At 36.3% G+C, this 18414-nt stretch carries 15 protein-coding genes; 12 read left to right on the top strand and 3 right to left on the bottom strand.

Annotated features, from left to right (window positions below; all coding sequences use genetic code 11):
- Positions 1–259 precede the first annotated feature (259 nt).
- The 4 genes from panB (at position 260) to lpdA (ending at position 3803) form a co-directional block, all read left to right on the top strand.
- On the top strand, positions 260–1096 hold the full coding sequence (panB, locus tag CRO00_RS14870; RefSeq protein WP_097074451.1) for a 3-methyl-2-oxobutanoate hydroxymethyltransferase: 837 nt from the start codon (positions 260–262) through the stop codon (positions 1094–1096).
- Position 1097: 1 nt separating this feature from the next.
- Positions 1098–1946 carry a pantoate--beta-alanine ligase gene (gene panC / locus CRO00_RS14865; protein WP_097074450.1) on the top strand — a complete coding sequence of 283 codons (849 nt, stop codon included), beginning with the start codon at positions 1098–1100 and terminating at the stop codon, positions 1944–1946.
- A 5-nt stretch (positions 1947–1951) separates the two neighbouring features.
- Complete coding sequence (gene panD / locus CRO00_RS14860; RefSeq protein WP_097074449.1) at positions 1952–2335, top strand: aspartate 1-decarboxylase; 384 nt, start codon at positions 1952–1954, stop codon at positions 2333–2335.
- A gap of 130 nt (positions 2336–2465) precedes the next feature.
- Positions 2466–3803, top strand: coding sequence for a dihydrolipoyl dehydrogenase (gene lpdA, locus CRO00_RS14855; RefSeq protein ID WP_097074448.1), 1338 nt, complete (start codon positions 2466–2468; stop codon positions 3801–3803).
- 45 nt (positions 3804–3848) lie between these two features.
- On the opposite strand, the gene CRO00_RS14850 is transcribed toward lpdA, so the two are convergent.
- Complete coding sequence (locus CRO00_RS14850; protein WP_161946705.1) at positions 3849–5942, bottom strand: methyl-accepting chemotaxis protein; 2094 nt, start codon at positions 5940–5942, stop codon at positions 3849–3851.
- Between the two features lie 486 nt (positions 5943–6428).
- Here CRO00_RS14850 and dinG point away from each other — a divergent pair, with 486 nt between their 5' ends.
- The 7 genes from dinG to CRO00_RS14810 all read left to right on the top strand — a co-directional run bounded on the left by dinG (position 6429) and on the right by CRO00_RS14810 (position 14692).
- Complete coding sequence (gene dinG, locus CRO00_RS14845) at positions 6429–9248, top strand: ATP-dependent DNA helicase DinG (protein WP_097074493.1); 2820 nt, start codon at positions 6429–6431, stop codon at positions 9246–9248.
- 27 nt (positions 9249–9275) lie between these two features.
- Positions 9276–9758 (top strand): cell wall elongation regulator TseB-like domain-containing protein, encoded by a 483-nt coding sequence (locus CRO00_RS14840; protein ID WP_097074446.1) that lies wholly within the window; start codon positions 9276–9278, stop codon positions 9756–9758.
- 15 nt (positions 9759–9773) lie between these two features.
- The gene (locus tag CRO00_RS14835; RefSeq protein WP_097074445.1) at positions 9774–10967 is read left to right on the top strand and encodes a pyridoxal phosphate-dependent aminotransferase; all 1194 of its coding nucleotides are present in this window, start codon (positions 9774–9776) and stop codon (positions 10965–10967) included.
- A gap of 124 nt (positions 10968–11091) precedes the next feature.
- The gene (gene asnS, locus CRO00_RS14830; RefSeq protein WP_097074444.1) at positions 11092–12387 is read left to right on the top strand and encodes an asparagine--tRNA ligase; all 1296 of its coding nucleotides are present in this window, start codon (positions 11092–11094) and stop codon (positions 12385–12387) included.
- A 559-nt stretch (positions 12388–12946) separates the two neighbouring features.
- Positions 12947–13669: a DnaD domain-containing protein gene (locus CRO00_RS14820; protein ID WP_097074442.1), complete on the top strand. Its 723-nt coding sequence runs from the start codon at positions 12947–12949 to the stop codon at positions 13667–13669.
- A gap of 19 nt (positions 13670–13688) precedes the next feature.
- Complete coding sequence (gene nth / locus CRO00_RS14815) at positions 13689–14348, top strand: endonuclease III (protein ID WP_097074441.1); 660 nt, start codon at positions 13689–13691, stop codon at positions 14346–14348.
- Positions 14345–14692, top strand: coding sequence for a YpoC family protein (locus CRO00_RS14810; RefSeq protein ID WP_097074440.1), 348 nt, complete (start codon positions 14345–14347; stop codon positions 14690–14692). Before nth ends, CRO00_RS14810 begins: the two co-directional genes overlap by 4 nt.
- 66 nt (positions 14693–14758) lie before the next feature.
- Here the strand turns inward: CRO00_RS14810 and CRO00_RS14805 are convergent, their stop codons facing one another.
- Together CRO00_RS14805 and recU are read right to left on the bottom strand one after the other, a co-directional pair.
- The gene (locus CRO00_RS14805; protein WP_097074439.1) at positions 14759–17374 is read right to left on the bottom strand and encodes a PBP1A family penicillin-binding protein; all 2616 of its coding nucleotides are present in this window, start codon (positions 17372–17374) and stop codon (positions 14759–14761) included.
- A gap of 23 nt (positions 17375–17397) precedes the next feature.
- Entirely contained in the window at positions 17398–18027 is a 630-nt protein-coding gene (gene recU, locus CRO00_RS14800) for a Holliday junction resolvase RecU (RefSeq protein WP_097074438.1), read from the bottom strand.
- A 157-nt stretch (positions 18028–18184) separates the two neighbouring features.
- Between recU and CRO00_RS14795 the strand changes: the two genes are divergently transcribed.
- Positions 18185–18382, top strand: coding sequence for a hypothetical protein (locus CRO00_RS14795; protein ID WP_097074437.1), 198 nt, complete (start codon positions 18185–18187; stop codon positions 18380–18382).
- Positions 18383–18414 lie beyond the last annotated feature (32 nt).

The raw sequence follows: 18414 nt of genomic DNA, 5'->3' as shown, positions 1-18414 counted from the left end.
GCGCCTTTGTTTTTCTATTAAAATATTAATTACTATACGTTTTCTTCAAAAATTGTTATAGTTGTTTATGGACAGTATCAGTAGAACTGTACCTCATAAAAGGTTATTTTATTTTAAAAAGATCTGCCCTGATCAACTAGACAGGGACGGAAGAAAACAATTGCGTTAAAATTTTTGTTCGTATGACGCTACCCTTCTGTCCATTTGTGATAGAAGGGTATTTTTAATGTTTTCTTCTTACGAAAAGGAGGAGAAAATAGTGAAAAGTACCACGGATTTTATAAAAATGAAAGAAAAGCAAGAAAAAATTGTGATGATTACGGCCTACGACTATCCTGCTGCAAAGTTTTCTGAAGAAGCTGGCGTGGATATGATTTTAGTAGGAGATTCGTTGGGCATGGTTGTTCTAGGCTACGATTCTACTATGCCAGTTACGGTCGAGGATATGATTCATCATTCCAAGGCGGTTCGTCGCGGGGCAAAGGATACATTTATCGTTGTCGATATGCCATTTGGTTCTTATCATGGTGATGTGAACGAAACATTAAAAACAGCTGTGAAAATGATGCAAGAAACGGGAGCTAATGCACTAAAAGTAGAAGGTGCTGGTGAAGTATTAGAAGTCATCAAGAAACTTACGAATGCGGGCATTCCTGTTGTTGCGCATTTAGGATTGCAACCACAACAATCTGGTGTGTTAGGTGGTTATAAAGTTCAGGGAAAAACTGCTGAACAAGCTGAGCAATTATTAAAAGAAGCAAAAGAAGTTGAAGCAGCTGGGGCATGTGCAGTCGTTTTAGAGTGTATCCCGCATCAATTGACTGAAGCAGTAACTACGCAATTAACAATCCCGACAATTGGAATTGGTGCTGGTCCGGAAGCAGATGGGCAAGTGCTTGTATTCCATGACTTATTACGTTTTGGAAATCATCATATACCAAAGTTTGTAGAAAGTTTTGCATTCGTTGGAGATGAAGTGGAGCGCGGAATTAAAGCTTATACAAAAGCAGTAAAATGCAATGCATTCCCTACACTTCAACATAGCTTTACAATGAAAGAAGAGGAATTATTGCAAATTTATGGGGGCATCAAATAATATGCAAGTCGTAACAACAATCGAACAATTAAAAACAATCGTAAATGATATAAAACGACAAGGGAAAACAATCGGACTAGTCCCAACAATGGGTTACTTACATGAAGGGCATTTAACTTTAGCAAGTACCTCAAAAGTTGAAAATGATTTCACTGTCATGAGTATTTTTGTAAATCCAACACAATTTGGTCCAAATGAAGATTTTGATTCGTATCCCCGTGATTTAGAACGAGATACAAAATTAGCCGACTCTGTTGGGGTTGATGTAATCTTTGCGCCATCCGTTGAGGAAATGTATCCAACAAATGGTGGCATATCGATTCGTGCTGGAAGACAATCTGAAATTTTATGTGGAGCATCAAGACCTGGCCACTTTGATGGTGTACTTCAAGTCGTGGCGAAATTATTCCACCTTGCAGAACCAACAAGAGCTTACTTTGGGCAAAAAGACGCTCAACAGGTGGCTATTATTCAAACATTGGTGAGAGATTTTAATTTCCCATTAACAATACGAACTGTTCCAATCGTACGTGAAGAAGATGGTCTTGCAAAGTCGTCTCGTAATGTTTATTTATCTGAAGAAGATCGACAACAAGCACCAGCTATATACGAAGCATTACAAATGGCAAGGGAACATTTTTTATCAAGCTTTCATGTTGAAGAAGCGATTGAATTAGCACAAAACCATATTAATCAAAAAACATCTGGTCGTATTGATTACTTACAATTACTTTCCTATCCAGATTTAGCTGAAATCACAACTGAAACAGAACAGTTTTTACTAGCTACAGCAGTATATATTGGAAAAACTAGATTAATAGATAATATAATTTTTTCGAATAAGGGGTAACGAAAATGTTTAGAATGATGATGAATAGCAAAATCCACCGTGCACAAGTAACACAAGCAGATTTAAACTATGTTGGTTCCATTACAATTGACCAAGATATACTTGACGCAGTAGGGATGCTACCAAACGAAAAAGTACATGTAGTGAATAATAATAACGGCGCACGATTTGAAACATATATCATCGCCGGAGAACGTGGCAGCGGTGTAATTTGTGTAAATGGTGCAGCAGCAAGGCTAGTACAAAAAGGGGATATTGTCATTATTATTTCTTACGTGTATGTAGACAACAATGAAGCTGCAAATCATCAGCCAACTGTTGCCATTATGGGCGAAAATAACGTCATTAAAGAAATGATCAGCTACGAACCAGAAGCAACTGTGCTATAAACTGAATATGATGAACAAAGTGAGGCATTCTATTCGTTAATCAATAGAATGCCTTTTTAGTTGTAAAAATTGTAAAACGTAATTGTTTTGTAAGTGATTCAATGCTATCGTTTGGAGTGGGGTGACGTTCATGAAAAAATTTGACTTAACGGTAATTGGTGCCGGAGCCGGTGGATATGTTGCAGCAATCCATGCAGCGAAAAGTGGATTAAAAGTTGCGATTATTGAGAAGGGAAAAGTTGGGGGAGCATGCTTCAATCTAGGTTGTATCCCTTCAAAAATCATGCTTGAACATAGTAAAGTGGTACAAAGAATTCGTGAAGCAGCACATTGGGGAATAACGGTACCTTCTATAGAAGTTGATTTTCCGAAACTGATGCAACGAAAAGAAAAAGTGATTCAGCAACTACTGGATGATATTCATGTTTTTATTCAAAATGCGACCATCACATTTTTTACGGGAGAAGCGAAAATCTCTAAAGATGGTAATGTTTCAGTAAATGGTGAACAAATCAAAACAGATCATATTATTGTTGCAACAGGGAGTAAGCCCTTTGTTCCGCCTTTCAAAGGTCTTGAAACAGCAAAATATCATACAACGGATACGATTTTTAATATAACAGAGTTACCAAAGCAGTTAACAATTATCGGTGGCGGTGTTATTGCAGTTGAAATGGCCTTTAGTTTGGCGCCACTTGGTACAAAAGTAACCATCTTAAATCATAGTAAAGATATTTTGCAAACAGAAGAACCGGAAGCACGCCCAATTATTCGCCAAAAAATGCACGATCTTGGCATTGAACTCGTGTTAGATTTTGAATTTCAGGAAATTCGAGAAAATGAAGTTGTAACTTCAAGAGGCAATTATCCTTTTGAAAACTTATTATTTGCAACAGGAAGAAGACCAAATACTGAAGTAGTAAGTGACGTCAATGTCGAGATGGATGGTCGCTATATAAAAGTAAATGATGAATACCAAACAAGTATCCCGAACATTTATGCTATTGGAGACATTATTGGTGGCTATCAACTTGCCCATGCAGCAAGTGCAGAAGGAATTCATGCTGTTGAAGCGATTTTAGGGAATCATCCAAAGCCAATTGACGCAAACACTATTCCTCGTTGTGTTTATACGAATCCAGAGATTGCCACATTTGGATTGTTAGAAGATGAAGTAGAAGAAGCGTGTATTGTGACGAAACTACCGTTTAAAACAAATGCTAAGGCGTTAATGGAAGGCAATGATGTTGGATTTATCAAGTTTATTGCCTCAAAGGATCGTCATGAAATATTAGGTGCTTGTGTTGTCGGGGATGGCGCAACGGAACTACTCAATTCCATGTTAGCCGTAAAAGTTGCTGGTGGAAATGCAGATGACTTATCAAAAATTATTTTCCCGCATCCAACAGTAAGTGAGCATATTGGGGACGCTGCAAGAGCTGTATTTTGGAAAGCAATTCATAGTTAAATGGAAAGAGGGTACATCTATCGACAAGATGACCCTCTAATTTTGTTACAATATGAATTTTTCTGTGGCAACTTTCAAATCATTCGCTAAATCTCGTAATTCGTTCATCATATCAACAATTTTTTCAATTTCATTATGTTGTTCGGCTGCACTAGCTGTTACTTCTTCAGCACTAGCTGCAGATTGTTCTGAAATTGCAACTATTTGCTGCATGCCTAATACAGTATTTTCCTTTTCATCTAGCATAGCTCTTAAACGTTCAATAAATTGATTAATCCGTTGTTCGATATGGGAAGCATGCGTTAATTGCTCTTTAAATGCAGTTTCAGTACTTGTAACCGACTCTCTTTGCAAAGTCATTAAAGTACGACTTTTTTGAACAATGCGTGATGTTTGTTCGGCTTGTTGTAAAATAGACGTAACCGTATGTTGGACCTCTTCTGTTTCTCGTTGTGATTGTTCAGCTAATTTTCTTACCTCTTCTGCAACGACAGCAAAACCTTTCCCATGTTCACCTGCACGGGCTGCTTCAATTGACGCATTTAAAGCTAATAAATTTGTTTGAGCAGTAATGGTTTGGATAGATTCCATCACTTTGTTGATGTTTTGAATTCTTTCTCCTAAAGTGTTCATTTGTAGGTCTAGATCTTCATTCACAGTTGACACTTCATTTGTTTGTTGACGTAAGTTATGAACCTCTTCCATTCCACGATGAGCTTGATTGCTTGATTCGTGAATACTTTCTAGCATCTCATTGGAAATCTCTGAAAGTTCATCAATTTTATCGCCCAATGAAGACATTTGACTATTCGATTGGTCAATTTCTGCTGATTGAACCTGGGCACCCTTTGCGATTTCCTCGATTGCTTTTGCGATTTCTTCACTACTTTGGGACATTTCTTCCATCGAACGATTCATTTGTACGGATTTTTCCAATATTAAATCTGAAGCGGAACTAACATTTCCTACAACCGTGTGCATCTGTTCTCGCATATGATTGAAAGCAAAAGCAACTGAACCAATCTCATCATTGTTTAAGCGGCTTTTATCCACTTCCACCGTTAATTTCCCAGCAGCAGCTTCTTCTAAAGCAAACTTAACATTTTGTAGAGGCTTCAAATTTCTTGAAATGAATAGATAAGTTAACGCTGCAAGAATGACAGACATTAAGATAGCCGCCAAAATTGTTATTTTTACAATCGAATTATAGGTCGCTAAAATAGTTGATTTTGGAATAAGGGTTTGCACTATCCAATTTTTTTCATTTTGATCGATTTTTAGTGGTGTAAAAAGAGAAAATGCTTCTTTATTATTTAATGCCCCATCATTAGCGTAAAATGTTACCGTCTCTCCAGATTGTATCTTTTTAGAATGAGAATCCCAATCAGCTACAAAATTAGTTATTTGCTGTTTTTTATTTTCTTCATTCGAACTATCAGATAGGACTATACCACCAGGTGAAATAACCCGTTGAATGGCCGTTGCTGGTACATTTCTCGCGATAATTTCATCTAAGAAATCCAGTGTGAAATCTGCTAACGCTACGCCGAAAAACTGATTATTAATGAGGATTGGCATTGTAACAGTTACCATAGAGACCGTCTTTCCGTTAAGGTCGTAATCAAAAGGTTCCGTAACATATGGTAATTGTTTATCTTTAGGTACAGTAAACCAATCTGCTTGCGCAACATCCTCTAAATGCATCGTTGTAATTTTGCCATTTTCTCTGTATGTATAATGAGCATAGAGGTTTGAATTATTTCGAATATCTATATCATTCTCGTCAATTTCCTGTACATTAGCTGCATCTAAAATAATCGAAACGCCTAAGAAATTTTCGTTTGTATTTAACACTTGTTGTTGCAGTTGCATGATATGGTTGGGTGTTAATTGATTTTGAGCGTGCAAAGAGGAAACAACATCCGATTCTGTTCTTAATACACTAATAGTTTCTTCAAAAATTTGTTGAATTTCCTTTGTGGCAGATTCACTAACAGCTTGGATATTCTCCTCACTCTGTTTTAGACTATTACGATAAACTAAAACAGTAGAAACAACACTATAAATTCCGAATAGCAAAACAAAGATACTGATGGTTAATAAAGATAGTTTTAGCACAAGATTCTTTTGTTTTTTCATAGAAACCCACCTAATTTTAAATGTACTAAATAACATTTGTACCCAGTTGTTGGATGAAATGTTATATTATTCAGAATATAACATTAAATACTACTGAAGTGTAAGGTAAATTTTGAAATGTCAAAAAATTTCTATAAAATGTGTAAAAATTTTGCTTCATGTAATTTTATGTTGTCTTTTTACTATTGTTGATATAAAATATTAATAGGTGCCAAACCTAGTAAAGTATATACTTTACAACTAAAGCACTCGCTTACGGCACGGATTGTCGGAGTGCTTTTTTTCATGAGCAGGGAGATGAGCCCCTGCTCTTTTTATTTATAAAATTTCGCGTCTGTTCTTCTATTAGAATAGGCGCTTTTTTCTGTTGCTTGAAAAGAATTATGCAATTGTAATCGAACTTTAATAATAGGGGTAAAGCATGACCAGAGATAATTAAGTATGATAAAATTCCTTTATAATTTATTAAAATGTGAGTTGAGAAAAATGATGGAAAGTCAAAAGTTTGCAATTGTTGATTTAGAAACAACAGGTCATTCGCCTGCTTCAGGAGATCGAATGATACAAATTGCAATAGTCATTATGAAAGATTGGTGTATAGAGAAGACTTTTACATCATTCATTCATCCAGGTAAACCAATTCCACTATTTATTCAGGATTTGACGAATATTACTGATGCAGATGTGGCGGATGCATTGCCTTTCGAAGCCCATGCAAATGAAATATACGAACTTTTACAAGATGCAATTTTCGTAGCCCATAATACTGATTTTGATTTATCTTTTTTACAATCTGAGTTTTTACGTGCAGGATTACCCAAATGGAGAGGGAAAAAAATTGATACTGTCGAGCTTTCAAAAATTTTATTTCCTACTTCTATCAGCTATAAATTAGGGGACTTGGCAGCGGATTTAGATATTCCATTAGACAATGCTCATCGCGCGGATGATGATGCCAAAGCCTGTGCCTACCTTTTGAAAAAATGTTGGGAAGAGTTGTTATCACTTCCATTAACGACATTAGAGCAATTGCATAAAAAATCGTTTCAGCTTAAAACGAATATTTCTCAGCTATTGTTTGATGCATTGCAAATAAAACGAAAAACAGTATCAGAAGAAAGTGAAAATGTTTATTTTAATCAATTGGCATTAAAAAAACGACCTTCCAAAATGCAAGACAACCAAGATTCACTACTGTTCCCAAGTACAGCAGAAGAAAAAATTGCTTTATTTCAACAACAAATACAATCATTTGAAGAACGTCCTGGGCAATTTCAAATGATGGATGCCATTTGGGAAAATTTAAATAAAAAAACAGAACTTATGATTGAAGCTTCAACAGGAATCGGAAAAACAATCGGCTATTTATTGCCATCCGTTATCTATGCGAAACAAAATCATAAAAAAATATGCATTAGCACTTATACAACACATTTATTAGAACAACTTTTAGCCAGTGAATTACCGAAAGTAGAGAAAATACTAGGATGTAAGGTGAACGTAACCCTTTTAAAAGGGAAACAAAATTATGTTGATGTTGCGAAATTCGAGCAATTAATGAATATGCGAGATTTATCTTATGATGAAACATTAACGATTCTTCAAGTTTTAGTTTGGCTTTCGAAGACGAACACAGGGGATTTAACCGAGCTAAATGTCTCGGGTGGGGGTCAGTTATTTATTGACAAAATTCGAAAAAATAATGAAAACCAAAAACAGCAACAGCAAGTTTTTGACTTTTACGAAAGAGCCATTCAGGAAAGCGAAGAAGCTGATTTAATTATTACAAATCATGCGATGTTGTTAGCAGATTTAGTTCGAAATGAGCCTATTTTTGATAGTATTGATGGATGGATCATTGATGAAGCACACCAGTTCATACAAGCGGCGGTTAATCGTGACGAATCGATTTTCACTTTTACCAACTGGAAATATGTTTTTGGACAAATTGGATTATCTACAGATCAGCAGTTATTTACGGCTTTTCAAACAATTGCCTTAAAGAATCAACGCGTCCCATTACAACTATTCCATCAATTAGAACGCAAATACATGAGATTAGTTAACTTATTTGATAAAGCAATGCAGGAAATTGTTTTTCAGATGAAGGGACTAAAACCTAAAGTAAAAGGTGAAACGAAACAAAACGCATTTTTATCGGAATTGGTACTTGATCAAGGATTAATGAAAAGTGTCTCTCATGCAATGCAAAATTGGATTGAACTTGCAGAACGAATGGTAGAAATTTATAAAGCCGATATTGAACAAATTGCCACGCAGCACAAAATTGTTGTGGAACAGTGGGAATATTGGATTCGTGAATATAAAATCAAAGTAGCAGAATGGGATGAAGTGTTCCTACAACAAAGTACGGACTACACGTCATGGATTGAAATTGATTTACGAAATCTCCCAGGAAGTATCCGTGTCATTAAAAAACCAATTGATATTACAACTAAAATACAGCAGTTGTTTAACCCTATTAGAGAGAAAGTAGCAGTCATTTGGACATCTGGGTCGCTTTCTGTCCCTAATAATGAACGGTTTATTGCAGACCAACTAGGAATCAAAAGTTCAGTGCCTTTACTAACTCTTCAAGCTCCATCCCACTATTATAAGGGTGCACAAACTTATATCGTAACAGATATGCCAGATATTCAAGCAGTTTCCCAAACAGATTTTATAGAATCTGTTGCATTAGCCGTTACTAGAATTGTTCGGGCTACAAATGGGCGTTGTTTTGTATTATTTACATCCCAAGATATGTTACGAAAAACCGTTGAACTGATTCAAGAAAGCGAATTGCTAAGTGAATATATGCTGTTTGCACAAGGGGTAACGAATGGAAGTCGGATGAGGTTATTAAAATCATTTCAAAAGTTTAGTCACTCCGTATTATTCGGGACAAACAGCTTTTGGGAGGGGGTAGATGTACCGGGGGATAGTTTATCTTCAGTAATTATCGTTCGTCTACCATTCTCTTCTCCAGATGAACCTACCTTCAAAGCAAAATCTCTAATGATTCAACAACAAGGGCGAAATGCCTTCACTGAATTATCATTACCAGAAGCAATTTTACGATTTAAACAAGGATTTGGTCGTCTCATTCGGTCATCACAAGATAAAGGTGTTTTTATTGTGCTAGACCGTCGAATTGAAACAAAGTCATATGGAGTAGAATTTTTGAAATCTTTACCCGAAATTTCTATTCATAAACTACCACTACAGGATATGGTTTTAGAGATAGAACATTGGTATAATAACAAAGATGAGGAAAGAAAGCAGGTTGACGAAAATGACAAGTAAGACTAAAACGAATATGAAGGTGATTGAATGAAAAACTGGGTTATTTTCATATCGGTTTTTTTACTTTCTTTGTCCCTTGTTATTTCTATTCTCGTAATATGGAAAGCTGATACACCATTTAATAAAATCGAGAAACAAGCAGAAGAACTAGCAATCTCTTCTGGAAAGCTTTCTAAAATAACGGATAGCTACGTTTATAATGGTAATAAACCGTATGTTACTGTGTTCGGGGAAGATGAAGACGGTAAAGAAAAGGCATTATTTGTTCCAATCAGTTTAGAAGAAAATTCGATTCAGGAAATATTTTTGCAAGACGGTATTACTAAGGAGCAAGCTTTATCGGTTTTAAATAATGAAGAGAAAGTAAAAAAAATCCTCCATACAAAATTAGGCTATGAGGAAGTCGGACCAGTTTGGGAAATTACCTATATGAACGAGTCCGAAAAACTTAACTACGTCTATATTGTTTTTGAAGATGGAGAATGGTGGAAACGCATTTTGAATTTATAAGGGGAAGATGAAAAGATGAAAGATCTACTAGCCAAACGTGTAAAAACATTAACACCATCAACAACTTTAGCAATCACAGCAAAAGCGAAAGAGTTAAAAGATCAAGGCATTGATGTAATTGGTCTTGGTGCTGGTGAGCCGGATTTCAATACACCACAAAACATTCTTGATGCTGCTTTAGAATCGATGAACAAAGGATTTACGAAATATACGCCAGCAGGGGGGCTTCCTGCTTTAAAGCAAGCAATTATCGATAAATTATCTCGTGATAACCAACTACAATATAAACAAAATGAAATCATCGTTGGAATCGGTGCGAAACATGTTCTTTATACACTATTCCAAGTAATTTTAGATGAAGGCGATGAAGTAATCATTCCAATTCCTTACTGGGTTTCATATCCGGAGCAAGTAAAACTAGCTGGCGGTGTCCCAGTATACGTAGAAAGTGATGCTGCACAAAACTTTAAAATTACTGCAGCTCAACTACGCGAAGCAATTACAGAAAAAACAAAAGCGGTTATCATTAACTCGCCAAGTAACCCTTCTGGAATGGTTTACACGCGTGAAGAGCTTACGGAACTTGCGGCTGTTGCCGTTGAACACGATATCCTAATCGTATCAGATGAAATTTATGAAAAGCTTTTATACAATGGAGTAGAACATTTCTCAATTGCTCAACTTTCTGATGAAGTGAAAGCTCGTACAATTGTCGTAAACGGTGTGGCAAAATCCCATTCAATGACAGGATGGCGTATTGGTTATGCAGCTGGTGATGCAGAGATTATCAAACCAATGACAGACTTAGCATCTCATTCAACTTCAAACCCTACGACAACTTCTCAATATGCAACAATTGAAGCATATAATGGACCACAAAATTCTGTTGAAGAAATGCGTCAAGCATTTGAATCGCGTTTAGAAGTGATTTATCCAAAGTTAAGTGCGATCCCTGGTTTTAAAGTGTTAAAACCTCAAGGTGCATTCTATCTATTACCAGATGTTTCGGAAGCAGCAGCTAAAACAGGATACAATTCAGTAGATGACTTTGTGACAGCTTTACTTACAGAGGCAAATGTTGCAGTTATTCCAGGTTCAGGCTTCGGTGTACCATCAACAATTCGTTTAAGCTATGCAACTTCTTTAGAGTTATTAGAAGAAGCGGTAAAACGAATGGACAACTTTGTTAGATCGAAATGGCAAGACTAAATTAGTATAAAAAGTAAGTGGCGCTTGGCTTTGCTTTCATACAAAAAAATTCCAACGCGCCTTTACATTTTGGGGAAAATCAACGCCTGAATCTGGACAAGAATAATATTGTTGGAGGAACAATATGAAAAAAATTATGATTAAAGAAATGCCATCGTCTATTGGTGAAACGGTCAAAATAGGCGTTTGGTTAGCAAACAAACGTTCAAGCGGAAAAATTGCTTTCTTACAATTACGTGATGGTTCTGGTTTTGTCCAAGGCGTCATCGTTAAAGAAGAAGTAGGGGAAGAACTATTTGCGACTGCAAAAGGTTTGACACAAGAAACATCAATGTATGTGACAGGCGTTGTAAAGGAAGATACACGTTCTAGCTTTGGTTGTGAATTGAATATTACTGGCATTGAAGTCATTCAAGCTGCAGTGGATTATCCAATTACACCGAAAGAACATGGTGTTGAGTTTTTAATGGATAACCGTCATTTATGGCTACGTTCTCGTAAACAACATGCCATTATGAAAATTCGCAATGAAATCATTCGTGCTACCTATGAATTTTTCAACAACAACGGGTTTGTGAAAATTGACCCTCCTATCTTAACAGGTTCAGCACCAGAAGGAACATCCGAGCTTTTCCACACAAAATATTTTGACGAAGATGCGTATCTTTCACAATCTGGTCAGTTATATATGGAAGCAGCGGCAATGGCGTTAGGGAAGGTTTTCTCGTTTGGCCCAACATTCCGTGCAGAAAAATCAAAAACTCGCCGTCATTTAATTGAATTTTGGATGATTGAACCAGAAATGGCATTTGTTGAATTTGAAGAAAATTTAGAAGTACAAGAGCAATACGTTGCGTACATTGTTCAATCCGTATTGAAAAATTGCAAAATGGAATTAGAACGTCTTGATCGAGATACGTCAAAACTTGAAAATATTCAAGCACCTTTCCCACGTATTTCTTATGATGATGCGATTAAGTTTTTACAAGAAAAAGGATTTACTGACATCACATGGGGAGACGATTTCGGCGCACCACACGAAACAGCAATTGCAGAGCATTATGACAAACCAGTGTTTATTACTTGCTATCCAACTGGTATTAAACCGTTCTATATGCAACCTCACCCAGAAAGAGACGATGTTGTTTTATGTGCGGACTTAATCGCACCAGAAGGCTACGGAGAAATTATTGGTGGCTCAGAACGTATTCATGACTTTGAATTGCTAAAACAACGCATCCAAGAACATAAGTTAGATGAACAAGCTTATGCATGGTACCTAGATTTACGTAAGCAAGGCTCTGTTCCACACTCTGGATTCGGCTTAGGTTTAGAAAGAACGGTTGCTTGGATCAGTGGTGCAGAACATGTACGTGAATCTATTCCGTTCCCAAGATTATTAAATAGACTTTATCCTTAAAATAACTATAAAAAAGCGTCCGTTTATACGGGCGTTTTCCTTTAAGTTTAAAAAAAGGCTGTGTAAAAAAAGGTAAACAGTTCGATCAAGCATTTAAGGAGCATGTTTCAAAATTAGTTGTAGAGCAAGGTAGAAAAGCATCTGAACTTGCATGAACTCGACCTTTCTCCAAAGTCAATTAGTCGGTGGGTAAAAGAATATAGAGCAAAAATCAATAAGCCCCAAATCCCCATTGCAGAAGTGGAGAAACTTAAAAAGCAAAACGAAAAACAATTAGCCCAACTTAGAGAGGAAAATGAAATCTTAAGGAAGGCTATGCACTTCTCTAACGAAAGCTAAGTGTAGGATATTAGTCTATGCAACCTAGAAATGGTTTTCATAAGCTCGATGAAGGACAAAACCGATTCAAAATCGGATAGAAGTGGCTTTCAAAAGCTGGTTGAAAGATAAAATCGAGTTGGAGTAAAAGCGAAAAATTGGAATTGTACCAACTCACTATCTATCGATTAACTAAGAATAAAAACAATCATGATTTTTCTCGAAGGAAGGGAGTCTAATAATGAATGTAAAAAATCAACGACTCCGGATGTGGTCAGATCAAGGGCATGTAAACGTACCTCAACTTTTTTTTCAACATTATAAGTCATTAAAAATTCCTGATGATGAAGCACTTCTTTTACTCCATCTTCTTGCTTTTCATTCAGAGCAAAATGATTTCCCAACTCCCACGGATCTGACAGAAAGGCTCCACTTTAACGAAAATGATATCACACTTAAACTACAAAGGTTGATTCAAAAAGGGTTTTTAGAAATTACACAAGGCATTGACTCAAATGGAAAATTATATGAAAAATATTCAGTATACCCATTATGGGAAAGAATTCTCGATTATCTCGAAACGTCAACTAGAAAAAAAGAACAAGAGGAAGAGAAAAACGAAGAGGGCGCGATTTTCTCTCTTTTTGAACAGGAGTTTGGAAGGTTGCTTTCTCCAATGGAAATCGAAACCATTTCCATGTGGATGGATGTTGATCACCATTCACCGAATATTATTAAAGCAGCACTAAAAGAAGCTGTGTTAGCTGGCAAACTATCATTACGCTATATAGACCGTATTTTATTTGAATGGAAAAAGAAAAATATTACTTCTGTAAAACAAGTAGAAAAACATACAGAACAATTCCATAATAAAACAACTATAGTACAACCTAAAAAAGTGCAACAATCAGAACCAGTGCTGAAAAAAGTCTCTTTTTACAATTGGTTAGAAGAAAGGGAATAGCATTAAGGGGTGAAATATCATGCTTACAAAAAAACAATGGGAACATTGCTTAGACGAAATGGACAAAATGTTTCCGGATGCACATTGTGAGCTTGTACACGATAACCCGTTTGAGTTAACAATTGCAACATTATTGTCAGCACAATGTACCGATGTTCTTGTAAACAAAGTGACGAAAGATCTGTTTAAAAAATATAAAACACCAGAGGATTACTTAGCAGTGCCTTTGGAAGAATTACAAAATGATATTCGTTCCATCGGGTTATATCGAAATAAAGCAAAAAACATTCAAGCTTTATGTGAAAAGCTAATCAATGAATTCAATGGCGAAATCCCTCGAAGTCGCGAACAGTTAGTGACTTTACCGGGAGTTGGTCGAAAAACCGCAAATGTTGTTTTATCTGTAGCCTTCAATATCCCTGCTCTTGCAGTAGATACACATGTTGAGCGTGTTTCAAAAAGACTTGGGCTATGTCGGTTAAAAGACACTGTACTTGAAGTAGAAGAGACGATTATGAAAAAGACGCCAAAAGAAAATTGGTCCAAAACACATCATCAGCTAATCTTTTTTGGTCGTTATCATTGCAAAGCTCAAAACCCGCAGTGTGGCGAATGTCCACTTTTGGAACTTTGTCGGGAAGGTCAAAAGAGGTTGAAAAAAGGTTTGGTGAAACAATGATACAGGTTAATAAACAGGCTCTACAAAAAGAAAAAGTTGATCCATATTTTGAAAAGTGGGATCAAATAAGTGCTTTAATTCATGAAGCTCACTCTAACCGAAGTAATAATACTAAGCCTTTAATGGAGCAGGGGATTGCGCTATTTGAACAATGTGTTATAGATTGTTCCGATGTTGAGGATTCGTCAATGAATGAAAAAGAGCAGTATGAGGTATTACCGATAAATGGAATGGAACGAATCTTATTTATTAAAGCAAGACCCGCACAATATGCTTGCTATCGTCAATTAGATGAACTATTTAAGGAATTAAAAAAACGTCTTGCACGTCTTCGGATAAAATAAAAAATGGGATTATCAACAAGTCACTCTTGACCAATTGATAATCCCTTTTATTATGGCTAAACGATTTTATTCAGTTGTCGGGCTATTCGGATTTGTCGGTGGTACTACTTCACCTTCATTTTCTCCTGGTCCAAACCAATCCTCAAAATCCTCATTATTCCCGTTACCATTTCCGTTATTGCCGTTCCCGTTATTTCCATTGTTGCCATTTCCATTGCCATTTCCGTTATTGCCATTGTTGTAATCCTCACCAAAGTCTCCTTCAGGTTGTTCAACTTCAGGTTCTTCGATTGCATGATCAATGTAGATTGAAACGGTAGCAGGTTCACTGCGAAGGTCACCGGAAACCGCTACGACAGAGAAGGTATAATTACGGCCTGGCTCGATATTTGATAATGTCACTTGGTTCGCTGTCGGTGTTCCTACGACAACCGGTGCGCCGTTATCTACCGCCATTGAAACTTCAAAAGTAACATTTAAAGGAGTACTATTTTCCTCATCAGTTTCAGGTGGTGTAAATTCCCAAGATAAGTCGACTAAGCCACCAACATCGCTATAATTCGCTTTTAAGTTCGTTGGTGCGTTTATTGTTTGTTCTTCAAATTCCTCAGAAACTTGCGTAGGCTCTGTACCTTTCACAAATAATTCCGTTTGACGTAATTCAGCTGGTGTATATTCGCTCGCTAATTTTAATGGGTTAGAACCTACTTCGATTGTCGCTTCCACAACAGTACTTGGTCGCGTAAAGTTCGGTGTTTCAACATTTGCTGAAATTTGAGACATAATCGACTTAAATAAAGTTTGTGGTAATCGACGCTCATCCCACGAAGTAATAGGATCAGAATAATCTGCGTATCCACTCCAAATTGCAATGGAATAATTTGTAGTATAGCCTGCAAACCATGAATCTGGAACAGCACTACTTGGTAAATTGAATTCTTGGAAGTCTTTTGCATCATAGTTTGTTGTACCCGTTTTACCAGCTACATCAAGTCCTGAAACAGCAGCTGCAGTACCAGATGCGTTTCGCTTATTACTTACAACATCACGTAAAATGTCTGTTACCATATAAGCCGTGTAGTCATTCATAGCTACAACAGGTTCTGTTTTGTAAGATTTCTTAGATCCATCACGATAAACAATTTCTTTAATGGATTTTGGTTTATTGTAAATACCATTATTACCAAAGGCAGCATATGAAGCAGACATTTGGATTGGTGTTAAGCTTACATTACCGCCACCAATGGCATCTGATTCATAAACGTTTTCAACATTAATCCCTAATTTTGAGATGAATTGTTTTGCGTTATCCGTACCAACTTCTTGTAATGCCTTAACAGCAGGGACATTACGAGATGTATATAGGGCTTCACGGATTGTCATGGCACCTAAGTATTTGTTGTCCCAGTTAGAAATAATTTTATCTGAACCAGTGTAAGACATTCTTTCGTCTACAATTGTTTGACCGGTTGACCATTTTAAGTTTTCAATTGCCGGGCCATAATCTAAAAGTGGCTTGATTGTCGAACCAGGTGCACGCGTTGTTAAGTCGTATGCAAAGTTAAAGCCACGTTCTGCACCATAATTTCGTCCACCGCCAATTGCACGGATTTCACCAGTTTTTGTATCAATAACTGAAACCCCTGATTGAATTGTTTCAGTAGGGAAGTTTCCTGCGTTGTTCATAACATCTTCTACAACTGATTGGGCATTTGGATCTAAAGTTGTATATACTTTTATTCCTTCAGAAAGTGCTTCTCCGTCACCGTTTGCTTCAATTTCACTTAATACAACGTCTAAAAATGCATCATATTTTGTTCCTGCTATTGATTGACGTTCTTCTTCTGGAAGGACACGAGATGCGACATCGATTTCTTTTGCTGCTTTGGCTTCAGCTTCAGAAATTTTCTCGTGCATTACCATTAAATCAAGTACTAAGTCTCGGCGTTGTTGGGCACGTTCTGGATTACGGAACGGATTATAATTGTTTGGACTTTGAGGCATTCCAGCTAAAAGTGCCATCTCGTCCAACTCAAGCTCATTTAATTCTTTACCAAAAAAGTGTTTTGCAGCTGTTGCAATGCCGTGAATTCGTCCAGACATTAAGATTTTATTGAAGTACATTTCAAAAATTTCTTCTTTTTCGTATTGCTGCTCTAGTTGAATGGCTAACCATGCTTCTTGTGCTTTACGTTTTAACGTTTTTCCGTTATCAAAAAATGAGTTTTTAATAACTTGTTGGGTAATCGTACTACCACCTTGTGAACCAAATCCATCACGGAAGTTTGCTAATACGGCACCAGCTGTACGCCAAATATCTAATCCGAAATGGTCAAAGAAACGTACATCTTCAGTTGCCAAAACGGCATCAACCAATTCTGGAGGGATTTCATCATAAGTTACATATTTGCGATCAATGGTACCGATTGTTGCAAATAGTTCACCGTTTTTATCGTAGAATTCAGACGATATTGGATCTTTTAATGATTCTTCATCTAATTCGGGTGCAGAACTTGCGTAATATGCAAATAATCCAACACCACCTAAAAAGCCAACTACTCCGATAATCACAACAATCATTGCAATTCTTTTAACCCACTGCATAATTGGCTTTTTTTGTGCTTTCTTTTGTTTTTCGCGTTGACGCTTTAATTCTTCACGCGTACGACGTTTTTCTGTCAAGATAATCTCCTCACTTTAACAAACTATGATTCTTCGTTTGCTATTAAATTTGTTATTACGGATAAATAATCAATTCTCGGGTTATACCCAGGCGTTATTTCATAGGTCTTAGTTTCGAATATTTTTAATGGAATTGATTTGCGACCACCTTGCTCCATCAAAGTCCACGCTTCATTAATAATATTGAAAGGAACGACGAAATATCGTTCTAGTGATGAAAAACGTACAATCATAAATGCTATCCCTTTTTGATTTGTTACTTGTTTCATATGGGTGACTTGGTGCTGATGAATGTTTTTTAAAGGGAATGATGTTTTACTCTCCGTTTCTTTTGCCTCAAAATCAATATAATATCCATTCCAAACGCCATTATAGTCAGTGGTAGAAGGTGTTCTGAAGTATGCTTCCCGTATAACAGCTGCACTTCTTGATGGATACTCTACTTTAACGATTTGTACAGGAACAGGTTTCTTATGAATGATGGCTTTTTGGTGATTTAGATAATATATATTTGTCTCATTTAGTTCATCTTCAAGGGTTTTTCCCCGATTACTAAAAGAAAGGTCTTTGTCTTTTTTCACGACTTTCTTTTCATTTGTAATTTCATTCGTCTTTGGCCTAAATTGTTTGCCGTTAGGATAATTGATCACCATGAAATCACCTCTTGAAAATGATTAAATTGTTTAAAATTGACTTTATAATAGAATTATAGCGAAAATTTTCTTGTTTTAGCATCCTATGTCTAGTTTTGACAAGTCGAGAGGAGTTTAACAATTAATAGTGAATTTTACAGTCAAGGGAGGAATGATAATGGATCGAATTCAAAGGCTCATTTCACAAATTGACTGTGTTGATAAAATGATGACAGCTAAAATTGATAATGAACGTGCATTAATTCATGACCAATTTTATTCACGTCTTGGTACCACTTATCAAAAAATAAGCTTAGCAGAAAAGCAATTCCATGTAAAGAATGCGTGTTCCCCTATTACTAGTGAAATAGTTTAATTTTTGATAAACTAAAAGCGATACTATATTTC

The organism is Ureibacillus xyleni (genome assembly GCF_900217795.1).
In the GTDB taxonomy this organism is placed as follows: Bacteria; Bacillota; Bacilli; order Bacillales_A; family Planococcaceae; genus Ureibacillus; species Ureibacillus xyleni.
Note: the sequence above shows the minus strand (reverse complement) of the source record. Positions and strands in the feature narration are given on the sequence as shown.

Bases quoted from the DNA above. Each gene is read 5' to 3' on its own strand.
- panC (WP_097074450.1), top strand. From the start codon at position 1,098: ATGCAAGTCGTAACAACAATCGAACAATTAAAAACAATCGTAAATGAT.
- panD (WP_097074449.1), top strand. From the start codon at position 1,952: ATGTTTAGAATGATGATGAATAGCAAAATCCACCGTGCACAAGTAACA.
- lpdA (WP_097074448.1), top strand. From the start codon at position 2,466: ATGAAAAAATTTGACTTAACGGTAATTGGTGCCGGAGCCGGTGGATAT.
- CRO00_RS14850 (WP_161946705.1), bottom strand. From the start codon at position 5,942: ATGAAAAAACAAAAGAATCTTGTGCTAAAACTATCTTTATTAACCATC.
- dinG (WP_097074493.1), top strand. From the start codon at position 6,429: ATGATGGAAAGTCAAAAGTTTGCAATTGTTGATTTAGAAACAACAGGT.
- CRO00_RS14840 (WP_097074446.1), top strand. From the start codon at position 9,276: ATGAAAAACTGGGTTATTTTCATATCGGTTTTTTTACTTTCTTTGTCC.
- CRO00_RS14835 (WP_097074445.1), top strand. From the start codon at position 9,774: ATGAAAGATCTACTAGCCAAACGTGTAAAAACATTAACACCATCAACA.
- asnS (WP_097074444.1), top strand. From the start codon at position 11,092: ATGAAAAAAATTATGATTAAAGAAATGCCATCGTCTATTGGTGAAACG.
- CRO00_RS14820 (WP_097074442.1), top strand. From the start codon at position 12,947: ATGAATGTAAAAAATCAACGACTCCGGATGTGGTCAGATCAAGGGCAT.
- nth (WP_097074441.1), top strand. From the start codon at position 13,689: ATGCTTACAAAAAAACAATGGGAACATTGCTTAGACGAAATGGACAAA.
- CRO00_RS14810 (WP_097074440.1), top strand. From the start codon at position 14,345: ATGATACAGGTTAATAAACAGGCTCTACAAAAAGAAAAAGTTGATCCA.
- recU (WP_097074438.1), bottom strand. From the start codon at position 18,027: ATGGTGATCAATTATCCTAACGGCAAACAATTTAGGCCAAAGACGAAT.
- CRO00_RS14795 (WP_097074437.1), top strand. From the start codon at position 18,185: ATGGATCGAATTCAAAGGCTCATTTCACAAATTGACTGTGTTGATAAA.